Raw genomic sequence first — 12,287 nt, forward strand, 5'->3', positions numbered from 1 at the left:
CACGCCGCACCGTGAAAATATACTCGCTTTCCGCGGGGCACGGCCTCAGCTAACTTGGTAAAGAAAAAACCTTTACCAAGTGGATCTTCGGACTCGTGCTGTTCCCGCAGGAGTCTCGCCTATTTCAGGTGCTAAATGAATGATTATAATCAAAAAACGAACGATAATTAATTTTGAATAATTATCGTTCGTTTTTACTGTTTCTTCATTCTTTTATCTCAGCCTCTTCTACATCATAAGCTTTATACTTTTTCTGCCATTTTCAAGTGAAGCTCTGCTAATTCTTGTGCCATATCACAAATTATTTGAGCATTTGTCACATGATCCATCGCATGTATTAAAAAAACATTGATATCAGCTTGCTGCTCTCTAGAATTTAACTGAAGTAGCTCCGTTTGTTTATTATGTGCATTTATCAAATGCTTTTTTGCATAAGAAATCGCCTCTTCATATCCTGTGATATCTCTTCCCTTTGCAAACTCCAATGCATTATAAGCGAATGTCTTTACTTGTGAAGCTTCCATAATTAAAGGCATGAATACTTGCACATCAATTAACATCCTTATAACTCACTCATTTGCTCATAAATGCTGTAGACATTCATTGTATTATAGTCACTTACAGAGATTTTAACCACTTTAGCATCTGTCGATTCGATGTATTTATCAGCTACATGATGAACTTGTGGACCCAATAATACAACATCAACTTTATTCTGTTTCAGATAGTCTAACCCTTCTTCCATACTTTTGGATTGAATATCATAATCCTCCCCCTTTTCCTTAGCAAGATCCTCTAATTTTTTTACTAATAAACTCGTAGTTATTCCAGCTTCACAGACTACAATTACTTTATCCAAAATTATCATCACTCCTGTAATTTATTATTTTTATTCACACAGATCTTAAGCATACAAAACGTGATATTTATTGTAAGAGCTTACTAATTTGTTATCTTAAGCTAAGTCAACATTTCACTATACACTAATATGACTGGGGTATAAAACGCTATATTGATTATGCTCACTGTGTTTAATGTATTCTATCGGTGGTTCTTGATTTGTTATTAAATAATCAATTTCACTAAAATCACAATAGGTAGTTAATGCATATTTATCAAATTTTGTATGGTCAACAAGTATAAATACTTGCTCACTTTTCTGAATCACCTTTGCTTTTACTTGTGTCTCTAAAGGCGAAGAGTTTGTTATCCCCTTATCTAAAGAAATACCGGTGGAAGCCATAAAAGCTTTATTAAAATTATACTTTTGAATTACTTCTGCACTTTCTGTTCCAACATATGACCTTGTAGATCGTTCGAAAACACCACCAGTTGAATAAATATGTAAATTCGGATATGCACTGGCATCCAATGTGAAATCTAAATTATTGGTTACAATGGTAATATTTTTATGTTTCATAAATTCTAGCATCTCTACAGTAGTTGTACCAGAATCAATAAAAATAATATCTCCCTCTTCAACAAATTCTGCTGCTAATTTAGCAAGTTGTTGTTTTTCATTAAATTGCTTTATTTTACGATCTTGATAAGGAACTGTTAAAGGTTTTGCTATTGAAACTCCACCGTATACCTTCACTAGTTTTTCTCCATCAACAAGTTCTTGTATATCTCGCCTAATTGTATTTTTTGATACATCAAATCGTTCCACTAACTCATCAAGTGATACGGACTCTTTCTCTTTCACAAATTCGAGTATGGCATTTACTCGTTGTGCTTTTAACATACTAAGTGCTCCCTTCTTTATTTTTTCATCTTCCACAATGCTAAGATAAGTTCGTGCAATCATATTCATGTTAACTATATATTAACTTTTTAATAATTTATGCACAAATCAAATCATTTTCACCAATGAATAAAACATCGTAATTCAATCCCCCTGGTATTTACTTCCTTTCCAATAAGCTTTTAATCATAGTCTTCACCATTTACTTCTATTACTACCTACTAAGTCAGCAATCCTACTTTAAACTTATTTCTTCTTATTACAAATCCGTTTACATTTATAAAGATAGTCTTATTCTACATTATATAATCCGAGAGTTCCAAGTCATATTTAATGAATCAAATGCACGAAAACTACTATACCCATAGACAACCAAACTTAAAACTTATACACATAATTTATCTAACTTTATATAAAGTTTTGGTAATATTGTTGTTAACTTTTTGTATTTTATGTGCTATAATCTTAGACAAGAAAAGAGGTGATCAACATCAAATCTAAGCGCATCGCTAAATTGGAAGAATATATTACCCATAAGCAACAAGCTTCCTACGATGAACTCGTTGATAAGTTCGCTGTTTCTAAAAATACAATTCGTAATGATGTACAAGAATTAATAAAATCTGGAAAAATCATAAAAGTCCACGGTGGTGCAGCTGTAAAAAATCCTGTACAAGAAAAATCACAAAATAATGAAGTAACAAAACCTTTAACTTCCTTCACCTACCGGAAAGAAACAAATCTAGCAGGAAAGCAACGAATTGCACAACAAGCTGCTACATATGTTCAAGAAGGTGACATTATTTTTATAGACACAGGTACAACGGTATTGGAAATGATAGAACATATTCAAGAAAAAACGATTACAATTGTCACTAATAATATTGACATTATTCTGAGAACGATTCCTTTTGAGAATCTTACCGTTTATAGTCTCGGAGGATTGCTCGATCGAAGATCTCAATCTTTCACAACCCTTCAGGCACAGGAAATTATTAAAAAATACAATATCAACAAAGCTTTTTTAGCTGCAACTGCCATTTCTATTAAAAATGGTATTACAAGTTCAATTCCTGAGGAAACAGAGTTAAAATCCTATATTGCTAAACAAATTGATCAGAAGTTTTTATTAGTTGATCACCAAAAATTTGATAAAGTCGCCCTCACTACTTATTGCGACTTAAATCAATTGGATTATCTCATTACTGATCGATTACCAAATAACAAGTATGTCGAATATTGTACGAATAATAAAGTTGAGCTAGTGACTGCAAATCCGAATAAAGGAGTAAAGAAATGCCTTTAGTAAAAATTGATTTAATAAAAGGTAAAAAGCCTGAAGAAATCAAACAGATTATGGATGTAACGCATCATGTTTTATTGAAAACGTTTCAAGTTCCTGAGGGAGATCGCTATCAAATCGTTACTCAACATGAACCATATGAAATGATACTAGAAGATACTGGATTAGGATTTAGTAGAAGTAGTAATGTACTTTTGTTTACTGTAATCAGCACGCAAAGAACCGATAAAATGAAGCAAGACTTTTATCGAATTTTGACTGACAAATTAAAGTCTGAGTGCCAGATTGATTCGAAGGATGTAATGATAACGTTTGTTACAAACGGAGCTGGAGAATGGAGCTTTGGCTTTGGAAAAGCCCAATTCTTAACAGGTGATCTCTAGAGATTTATGAAGGCGCTATCTATCTTTCAGATTACTAGTATTAGAAGTTGTTAGAATAAAGAGGAGGATATCAAATGTCTAAAAAACTAAAAAACTTTATTAACGGTGAGTGGGTCGAAAGTAAAACTGATAACTATGAAAATGTTTATAATCCAGCTACAAAAGAGGTATTAGCTCAGGTACCAATCTCTACTTCTGTAGATTTCGAAGATGCCGTACAATCCGCTCAGGCAGCTCAAGATAAATGGAAAAAGGTATCTGTAGCAAAACGCGCTCGTATCTTATTTAAATATCAAAACCTATTAGAGGAACATAAAGAAGAATTAGCTAAATTAATTACACAAGAAAACGGAAAGAGCGTTAGTGAAGCATTAGGTGAAGTTGGACGTGGTATTGAAAACGTAGAATTTGCTGCTGGTGCGCCAACACTAATGATGGGTGATTCACTTGCAACAATCGCAACAGATGTAGAAGCTACAAACTATCGTTATCCTGTAGGGGTTGTCGGCGGGATTGCTCCATTTAACTTCCCAATGATGGTTCCATGCTGGATGTTCCCAATGGCAATCGCTTTAGGTAACTCCTTCATCTTAAAACCATCTGAAAAGACACCTATTCTTGCAGCTAGACTTGCAGAATTATTAGATGAAGCTGGTCTTCCGAAGGGTGTATTCAGCATTGTTAATGGTGCACATGATGTGGTTAATGGTATTTTAGATCACCCTGCTGTGAAAGCAGTATCCTTCGTAGGTTCTAAGCCTGTTGGAGAATATGTATACAAACGCGGAAGTGAAAACTTAAAACGCGTTCAGGCATTAACTGGTGCGAAAAATCACTCTACTGTACTAGCAGATGCTGACTTAGACTTAGCAACTAAAGAAGTAATTAGCGCAGCATTCGGTTCAGCTGGAGAGCGTTGCATGGCTTGCGCCGTTGTAACAGTAGAAGATTCTGTTGCAGATGAATTTATCGCTAAATTAAAAGAAGCTGCTGACAACATTAAAATGGGTAATGGCCTGGATGAAGGCATCTTCTTAGGACCAGTTATTCGCGATGAAGCAAAACAACGTACACTTGGCTACATCGAAAAAGGTATTGAAGAAGGAGCTACATTAATTCGTGACGGCCGCGATGAACAATTAGAAGACGGTTACTTTGTTGGACCAACTATTTTTGACGGGGTAACTCAAGATATGTCCATCTGGAAAGATGAAATTTTTGCTCCCGTACTGTCTATTGTACGTGTGAAAAACTTAAAAGAGGCTGTTGAATTTGCTAACCAATCTGAATTTGCTAACGGTGCTTGCCTATTCACTACAAGTGCATTGTCCGTACGCTACTTCCGCGAAAACATCGATGCAGGGATGTTAGGAATCAACTTAGGTGTGCCGGCTCCAATGGCATTCTTCCCATTCTCTGGATGGAAGTCTTCCTTCTATGGTACATTGCATGCTAATGGCAAAGACAGTGTAGATTTCTATACGCGTAAGAAGGTAGTAACAGCTCGTTATCTTGAACCTGATTTTTCATAATAAGAGAATACCAGCTTTCCAGTATTAACACGAGGTTGGGGCTTGTTATCCCACTACCCCGGCCTCAGCCCATATTGAAAGGAGTCCGTTATGAGTCATTTACTAAGAAAACCTGAAAATAATAAACTAGCAGACGGCGTGACGCTTGTTCATGAAGTGACAGAGAAAAATTCCGATCTTCATTATGTCGGTTTTAAAGTTGTTGATTTAGAACCTCATACTAGCTATGATGAAAAGCTGACTAATTTAGAACTTTGCGTTGTGGCACTGACAGGAAAAATCACTGTCACAGATGGATATCAAAGCTTCTCGGAAATCGGTACGCGTGACAGTGTATTTGAACGAAAACCAACGGACAGTGTTTATATTTCCCACAATAAAACAGCTACGATTACAGCCGTTACAAAAGCTCGTGTAGCACTATGCTTTGCCCCATCCGATAAAGAGCTGCCGACAAAGCTGATTAAAGCTGAGGATAATGGGGTAGAGCATCGAGGCAAGTATCACAACAAACGTCAGGTACACAACATTTTGCCAGACTCTGACCCTTCTGCAAACAGCTTGCTTGTTGTAGAAGTATTTACAGAAACAGCTAACTGGTCAAGCTATCCCCCGCATAAGCATGATCAGGATAATCTCCCGGAAGAGTCCTTCTTGGAAGAAAGCTATTATCATGAGATGGACCCTCCACAAGGATTTGTTTTCCAACGTGTGTACACAGAGGATCGTTCTTTAGATGAAACAATGGCTGTAGAAAACGCAAATGTTGTCCTTGTTCCGAAAGGCTATCATCCAGTCGGCGTTCCAGATGGCTATGCTTCCTACTATTTAAATGTCATGGCGGGGCCAGAACGTATTTGGAAATTTCATAACGAAAAAGACCACGAATGGATTATTGATAGAGATTAAAAACCAAAAGCGGAAAGCGCTTGGAGCTGGACATGGCTATACCAGAATGAAAATGAAATCATGCCATAGTTTAGTTTTTCTGGATTAATAGATTTTGAATCGTCCCTCCCTCTTTCTATTTTTATAAAATAGGACGCGGACGGTTCCTCTATGAAAATTCACAATTTAAGGAGCGAAAATCATGTCACTTACATTTAACCAGGATAGAGAATTCGATATTATCGCGATTGGCCGTGCAGCTATTGACTTAAATGCAAACGAATACAACCGTCCAATGGAAGAAACAATGACGTTTACAAAATACGTTGGCGGTTCACCTGCTAATATAGCTATCGGCAGCTCAAAATTAGGACTAAAAGCTGGATTTATTGGAAAAATTTCACAGGATCAGCATGGCAACTTTATCAAGCAATATATGCAGGATAAAGGAATTGATACTTCCAATATCGTTTTTGATACCGATGGACATAAATCCGGACTTACGTTTACAGAAATTCTAAGTCCAGAAGAATGTAGCATCTTAATGTATCGTGATAAAGTAGCAGACCTTTATTTAGATTCTACAGAAGTAAATGAAGATTATATTAAAAAAGCAAAAATGCTTCTTGTTTCTGGCACTGCACTTGCACAAAGCCCTTCTCGTGAAGCGGTATTGCAAGCCATTCAATACGCTAAAAAGAATGATGTAAAAGTCATATTTGAATTAGACTACCGACCATATACATGGAAATCAACTGAAGAAACAGCTATTTACTATTCTCTTGTTGCTGAGCAATCCGATGTCGTTATCGGTACACGTGACGAATACGATGTAATGGAAAAGCTTAATTCTACAGGTGATAACGAAAAAACGATTCATCACTTATTCCAGCATCATACTGAGCTTGTTGTTATCAAGCATGGTGTTGATGGTTCTTATGCATACGAGCCAGATGGAACAGTTCACCGCGGTCAAGCATACAAAACAAAGGTATTAAAAACATTTGGTGCCGGAGATTCCTATGCATCTGCATTCCTTTATGCGCTTATCAAAGGAAAAGACTATGAAACTGCTTTGAAATTTGGCAGTGCTTCTGCTTCTATCGTAGTCAGCAAGCATAGCTCTTCCGAAGCAATGCCGACTGTAGAAGAAATTGAACAGCTTATTCGCGAGCGTTCTTAAACTTCAAGAGAAAGGAAGGTTGAACAAATGAGTAAAAGAATCCGTCTAACAACTGCACAAGCGCTAGTAAAATTTTTAAACCAACAATTTATTTCTATAGATGGTATTGAAACACCTTTTGTTGAAGGTATTTTCCACATTTATGGACATGGAAATGTTTTAGGTTTAGGAGAAGCTCTTGAAAATAATCCAGGTCATCTAAAAAGCTATCAAGGAAAGAATGAACAAGGGATGGCTCATGCAGCAATTGCTTTTTCCAAACAGCATTTCCGCCAAAAGATTTTTGGTGTTTCTGCATCCGCAGGTCCAGGTTCAGCGAATATGTTAACTGCAGCAGGAACTGCTTTCGCAAATAATATCCCTGTATTATTCTTACCGGCAGATACGTTTGCAACAAGACAGCCAGACCCTGTTCTACAGCAATTAGAGCATGAGCATAGTACAGATATAACCACCAACGAAGCATTCAAAGCCGTTTCAAAATATTGGGACCGTATTGATCGACCAGAACAACTAATGAGCGCGTTATTACGAGCGTTTGAAGTATTAACTAATCCAGCAACAACCGGACCTGTAACCATTTGCTTGCCTCAAGATATTGAAGCAATGGCTTATGATTATCCGACTAGCTTTTTTAATAAACGGGTTCACTATGTAGATCGCAAATTGCCGACGCAACGGGAATTAGATGGAGCAATATCCTCCATTACTCAAAGTAAACGTCCAGTTCTATTAGTCGGTGGCGGTGCTAAGTATTCACAAGCGAGAGATGAATTAGTTGAGCTTTCCGAAAAAGCGAATATTCCAATTGTAGAAACACACGCTGGAAAATCAACCGTTGCGTTTACTCACAATAATAATCTTGGTGGAAATGGTATTTTAGGTACTTCTGCTGCGAATAAAGCGGTAATGAATGCTGATTTAATTATCGGAATCGGTACGAGGTATTCAGATTTCACGACTTCATCAAAAACATTGTTTGACTTTGATAATACAACATTTTTAAATATCAATGTAAATCGAGGACAAGCATATAAATTTGATGGTTTTCAAGTTGTAGCTGATGCCAAAGCAACACTGCAATTAATTAACAAACATATTGGTGACTATCAATCAAGCTACGCTGAAGAAATGAATGCATTAAGACTTGAGTGGGAGAAGGAACGTAATCGCTTAGCTGGAATCGAATTCAATCGAGATAATTTCACACCAGAAATTTCGGAGCATTTCAGTCAAGAGATTTTAAATGCGTATGCAGATGCTCTAAAAACGGAACTAACACAAACAGCCGCATTGATTAAAATCAACGATATAGTCGATGACGACGCAATTGTTGTATCTTCAGCAGGCTCCCTTCCAGGTGATATGCAGCGTCTTTGGAATGCTAATGTGACGAATACGTTCCATTTAGAGTATGGCTATTCTTGTATGGGTTACGAAATTGCCGGAGCTTTAGGAGCTAAATTAGCGAACCCTGACAAGGAATCGTATGCTGTTGTTGGCGATGGTAGCTTCTTAATGCTTCATTCTGAAATTGTGACAGCACTTCAATATGATAAAAAAATCAACCTTTTGTTATTCAATAATTCTGGATTTGGCTGTATCAATAATTTGCAAATGGATCACGGAAATGGAAGTACAGGAACAGAATTCCGTAATTTGCATAACGAAATCATGAATATTGATTACAGTAAAATTGGCGAGGGATATGGTTTGAAAACCTATTCTGTAAATAATTTGGAAGATTTAACTACAGCTATGGAAGACGCAAAAAGGCAAAGTGTATCTACATTAATTGAAATAAAAGTGCTGCCAAAAACAATGACAGATGGTTACGATGGCAGTTGGTGGAATGTAGGTGTAGCTGAAGTTTCAGAAAGAGAAAGCGTACAAAGAGCTTACGCAAAAACACAGCAAGTTCGCGATAATGCAAGACAATATTAATCGAAGTTGGACGTGATGATCTATGGGGAAACAGGATATTCAATGGGGAATTGCCCCAATCGGATGGCGTAATGATGATATACCCGAAATTGGTAAAGCTAACACACTATCTCACCTTTTAAGCGATATTGTTGTAGCAGGGTTTGAAGGTACCGAGGTTGGAGGCTTCTTTCCTGATGCAGAAACATTAAAAAAAGAAATTGAACTTCGTAACTTAAAAATTGCTGGTCAATGGTTTTCCAGCTTTATTGTTCGAGATGGTATCGAGAAAGCATCTGAAGCTTTTCATAAGCATTGTACCTATTTAAAAAAAGTTAATGCAGCCGTTGCTGTCGTTTCCGAGCAAACCTACAGTATTCAAGGGTTAGCACAAAATGTTTTTGCTAATAAGCCAACATTTTCAGATGAAGAATGGAAGCAGCTTACGAACGGCCTTCATGTCCTTGGTAAAATAGCAAATAGCTATGGTTTAAAGCTTGTCTATCACCATCACCTTGGAACCGTTGTCCAAACATTAGAAGAAGTGGACCGCTTAATGGAAAACACAAATCCTGCCTTGGTTCACTTACTTTATGATACTGGTCATATTTATGCCTCTGATAAAGAATATATGCCATTATTAGAGAAACATATTGACCGAATTAAACATGTACATTTTAAAGATATTCGTGATAATGTAATGCAAACTAGCAAAGAAAACGGTACATCGTTCCAATCCGCTTTTCTTGCTGGAATGTTTACCGTTCCAGGTGATGGCGGTATCGACTTTAAAAAAGTTTTTGATAAGCTACAAGAACATAACTACTGTGGCTGGATTGTTGTTGAAGCTGAGCAAGACCCGGAAATTGCCCATCCACTTGAATATGCGATAATGGCTCGGAAGTACATTGATGAAAACATTTTAAACTAAGTAACAACTATCGTTAAGAGGATGTTCACGTCAAATCCATATGCTGAAGTGGACATCTGGATATAGTCTATCAAGAATTGAGGTTAAAGTATGTCGCTTGTATCATTAAAAGAACTGATGCCTGAAGCAAAGAAAAAGCACTATGCTATTGGCCAGTTTAACATAAATAATTTCCAATGGGCAGAAGCAACCCTACGTGTAGCAGAAAGAGAAAAGTCTCCCGTTATTCTAGCTTCTACGGATCGAATTGTTGATTATCTTGGCGGATTTAAATTGATTGCTGCAACAACTAAAAAAATGGTTGAAGAAATGGGAATCACTGTACCTGTTGTTCTACATCTCGACCACGGACTATCTGTAGAACGCTGTATAGAAGCAGTTGACGCAGGATACAGTTCGGTAATGTACGACGGTTCAAAGTTGCCCTTGGAAGAAAACATTGCTAACACGAAAGAAGTTGTCGATTACGCCAAAAAGCAGAATGTATCTGTTGAAGCAGAAATCGGTTCTGTAGGAGGTACAGAGGACGGAATAACTTCTGGTATTAAGTATGCAGATCCCAAGGAATGCTATCAGCTTGTAGAAGAAACTGGAGTAGACTTGCTTGCAGCAGCGCTTGGATCTGTTCATGGCATATATCAAGGCGAGCCTAAATTGGCGTTTGATTTAATGCAGGAGATTTCCACAAATTTGAATATAATTCCATTAGCCCTGCATGGAGGATCTGGAATACCTTCACATCAAATTGTTAAAGCAATTGAATATGGTCATGCAAAAATCAATGTAAATACCGAATGTAATCAAGCTTGGACAAAAGCAGTACGTAAATATTTGGAACTACATCCAGATTCACATAATATCCCGGAAATCATGCAAACAGGGATGAGTGCCATTGAAAGGGTAGTAGCAGAGAAAATACATTTATTTGGTACTTCCAACAAAGCATTATAATAGAAATAAACGTTTCATAAATAACATGACTGCCTCTACATATAGACAGTTACCGACTTGGGGGAATTAATTTATGTCAAAAGTAGTTGTAGGCATCATTGGTGCCGGACGTATCGGAAAGCTGCATGCCAAAAACATTCTTCTATCCGAGCATTATCAGCTAAAAGCTATTTCAGATGTAGACACTAATCACTTAAGCGATATAGATTATTTAAAAGCAGTTCCTATTATCACAGAGAATGCGGATGATATTCTGAATGATCCGGAAATTGATGCTGTGTTTATCTGCTCAAGCACTGATACACATATTGATTTTATTACAAAAGCTGCAAGGAACCATAAACATATTTTCTGTGAAAAGCCAATCAGCTTTGATATCGAGAAAACAAAAGAGACCTTACAAGTGATTAAACAAACAGGCGTAAAATTCCAAGTAGGATTTAACCGTCGCTTCGATACACATTTCAAAAAAGCACATGATGTTGTTCGCAATGGTGACATTGGTACACCACATGTTATTAAAATCACTTCTCGTGACCCAGAAGCTCCACCAGAAGAATATATAAAACGCTCCGGAGGATTATTTATCGATATGGCAATTCACGATTTCGATATGATTCGCTACTTATCTGGACAGGATGTTAAAAATATTACAGTAAAAGCTTCTTCTCTGGTGAATGATTGTTTTTCACGTAATGATGATGTTGATACGGCAATTATTACACTTACCTTTGCAGATGATTCGCTGGGAGTTATTGATAACAGTCGCCAAGCAGTATATGGATATGATCAACGGATCGAAGTATTCGGCAACAACGGAATGGTCCAAGTTGAAAATCAGAAGCCGACAAATGTTAAAGTAAGCACAAATGCTTCTGTTACGGAAGATAAGCCAATGTATTTCTTCCTTGAGCGTTATAATGAAGGATACATCGCTGAGATTCATGATTTTGCACAATCTATTTTAGAAGATAAACCAGTTGTAGCTAAATTCGAGGATGGATTACAGGCTGAGTTATTAGCAAAGGCTGCTAAAATTTCCTGGAAGGAAAATCGCACGGTAGAATTAAGTGAGCTTCAATAAGTTTAGATACTAGATACAATACTTTCTCATGGATGGTATAAAACTCAACTATGGGAACTGAAGTAACTAGCCGCCTGTTTTTACGGGCGGTTTTAATTTCGTCCTATGAGGGCACTTTACCAACGAATTCCTAAAGGGACCTTTGAATTGACCATCAACCGTTTATCCTCCTTGTTTTTAATGGATCTACATATGCTCGCTTGTTTAGATTGTCTCGAAATCGTCTCATACGTTGCCTCCTATATGCTTTCTATTCGTCAGACCAGAGATTTGCCTCGAGCTTCCTGCAAATTCCACGTCACCCATGGACACCCTTACTTTTGACTAAGTACGTACCGCTACAAGGTCGTACTGAAGACTTCCCT

At 37.1% G+C, this 12,287-nt stretch carries 12 protein-coding genes; 9 read left to right on the top strand and 3 right to left on the bottom strand.

Annotated features, from left to right (window positions below):
- Positions 1 to 242: 242 nt before the first annotated feature.
- The 3 genes from ABDZ84_RS11540 to ABDZ84_RS11550 all read right to left on the bottom strand — a co-directional run bounded on the left by ABDZ84_RS11540 (position 243) and on the right by ABDZ84_RS11550 (position 1,744).
- Entirely contained in the window at positions 243 to 560 is a 318-nt protein-coding gene (locus ABDZ84_RS11540) for a PTS sugar transporter subunit IIA (RefSeq protein ID WP_051388393.1), read from the bottom strand.
- 2 nt (positions 561 to 562) lie between these two features.
- On the bottom strand, positions 563 to 859 hold the full coding sequence (locus ABDZ84_RS11545) for a PTS sugar transporter subunit IIB (RefSeq protein WP_051388394.1): 297 nt from the start codon (positions 857 to 859) through the stop codon (positions 563 to 565).
- Between the two features lie 117 nt (positions 860 to 976).
- The gene (locus ABDZ84_RS11550) at positions 977 to 1,744 is read right to left on the bottom strand and encodes a DeoR/GlpR family DNA-binding transcription regulator (RefSeq protein ID WP_166530273.1); all 768 of its coding nucleotides are present in this window, start codon (positions 1,742 to 1,744) and stop codon (positions 977 to 979) included.
- A gap of 481 nt (positions 1,745 to 2,225) precedes the next feature.
- Here ABDZ84_RS11550 and ABDZ84_RS11555 point away from each other — a divergent pair, with 481 nt between their 5' ends.
- The 9 genes from ABDZ84_RS11555 (at position 2,226) to iolG (ending at position 11,922) form a co-directional block, all read left to right on the top strand.
- Positions 2,226 to 3,050: a DeoR/GlpR family DNA-binding transcription regulator gene (locus ABDZ84_RS11555; RefSeq protein ID WP_228088937.1), complete on the top strand. Its 825-nt coding sequence runs from the start codon at positions 2,226 to 2,228 to the stop codon at positions 3,048 to 3,050.
- Complete coding sequence (locus ABDZ84_RS11560) at positions 3,041 to 3,430, top strand: tautomerase family protein (RefSeq protein ID WP_026682279.1); 390 nt, start codon at positions 3,041 to 3,043, stop codon at positions 3,428 to 3,430. The genes ABDZ84_RS11555 and ABDZ84_RS11560 overlap by 10 nt, the downstream gene beginning before the upstream one ends.
- Positions 3,431 to 3,504: 74 nt before the next feature.
- On the top strand, positions 3,505 to 4,962 hold the full coding sequence (locus ABDZ84_RS11565) for a CoA-acylating methylmalonate-semialdehyde dehydrogenase (RefSeq protein ID WP_026682280.1): 1,458 nt from the start codon (positions 3,505 to 3,507) through the stop codon (positions 4,960 to 4,962).
- A 90-nt stretch (positions 4,963 to 5,052) separates the two neighbouring features.
- Entirely contained in the window at positions 5,053 to 5,871 is an 819-nt protein-coding gene (iolB, locus tag ABDZ84_RS11570) for a 5-deoxy-glucuronate isomerase (protein ID WP_026682281.1), read from the top strand.
- 181 nt (positions 5,872 to 6,052) lie between these two features.
- Entirely contained in the window at positions 6,053 to 7,033 is a 981-nt protein-coding gene (iolC, locus tag ABDZ84_RS11575) for a 5-dehydro-2-deoxygluconokinase (RefSeq protein ID WP_026682282.1), read from the top strand.
- A 27-nt stretch (positions 7,034 to 7,060) separates the two neighbouring features.
- A complete protein-coding gene (iolD, locus tag ABDZ84_RS11580) occupies positions 7,061 to 8,977 on the top strand; it encodes a 3D-(3,5/4)-trihydroxycyclohexane-1,2-dione acylhydrolase (decyclizing) (RefSeq protein ID WP_343781565.1) in 1,917 nt (638 codons plus the stop codon).
- Positions 8,978 to 8,999: 22 nt separating this feature from the next.
- Positions 9,000 to 9,887: a myo-inosose-2 dehydratase gene (gene iolE, locus ABDZ84_RS11585; RefSeq protein ID WP_026682284.1), complete on the top strand. Its 888-nt coding sequence runs from the start codon at positions 9,000 to 9,002 to the stop codon at positions 9,885 to 9,887.
- A 90-nt stretch (positions 9,888 to 9,977) separates the two neighbouring features.
- Entirely contained in the window at positions 9,978 to 10,838 is an 861-nt protein-coding gene (gene fba, locus ABDZ84_RS11590) for a class II fructose-1,6-bisphosphate aldolase (protein WP_343781567.1), read from the top strand.
- 73 nt (positions 10,839 to 10,911) lie between these two features.
- Positions 10,912 to 11,922: an inositol 2-dehydrogenase gene (gene iolG, locus ABDZ84_RS11595; protein ID WP_321132433.1), complete on the top strand. Its 1,011-nt coding sequence runs from the start codon at positions 10,912 to 10,914 to the stop codon at positions 11,920 to 11,922.
- Positions 11,923 to 12,287 lie beyond the last annotated feature (365 nt).

Origin of the sequence: Virgibacillus salarius, from assembly GCF_039521925.1 — a bacterium.
Lineage (GTDB): Bacteria > Bacillota > Bacilli > Bacillales > Amphibacillaceae > Virgibacillus > Virgibacillus salarius.

What these genes read in the sequence shown, in the direction of transcription:
- iolG (WP_321132433.1), top strand. Translation starts at nt 10,912, where the DNA reads ATGTCAAAAGTAGTTGTAGGCATCATTGGTGCCGGACGTATCGGAAAG.
- ABDZ84_RS11560 (WP_026682279.1), top strand. Translation starts at nt 3,041, where the DNA reads ATGCCTTTAGTAAAAATTGATTTAATAAAAGGTAAAAAGCCTGAAGAA.
- iolE (WP_026682284.1), top strand. Translation starts at nt 9,000, where the DNA reads ATGGGGAAACAGGATATTCAATGGGGAATTGCCCCAATCGGATGGCGT.
- ABDZ84_RS11550 (WP_166530273.1), bottom strand. Translation starts at nt 1,744, where the DNA reads ATGTTAAAAGCACAACGAGTAAATGCCATACTCGAATTTGTGAAAGAG.
- fba (WP_343781567.1), top strand. Translation starts at nt 9,978, where the DNA reads ATGTCGCTTGTATCATTAAAAGAACTGATGCCTGAAGCAAAGAAAAAG.
- iolB (WP_026682281.1), top strand. Translation starts at nt 5,053, where the DNA reads ATGAGTCATTTACTAAGAAAACCTGAAAATAATAAACTAGCAGACGGC.
- ABDZ84_RS11565 (WP_026682280.1), top strand. Translation starts at nt 3,505, where the DNA reads ATGTCTAAAAAACTAAAAAACTTTATTAACGGTGAGTGGGTCGAAAGT.
- iolC (WP_026682282.1), top strand. Translation starts at nt 6,053, where the DNA reads ATGTCACTTACATTTAACCAGGATAGAGAATTCGATATTATCGCGATT.
- iolD (WP_343781565.1), top strand. Translation starts at nt 7,061, where the DNA reads ATGAGTAAAAGAATCCGTCTAACAACTGCACAAGCGCTAGTAAAATTT.
- ABDZ84_RS11540 (WP_051388393.1), bottom strand. Translation starts at nt 560, where the DNA reads ATGTTAATTGATGTGCAAGTATTCATGCCTTTAATTATGGAAGCTTCA.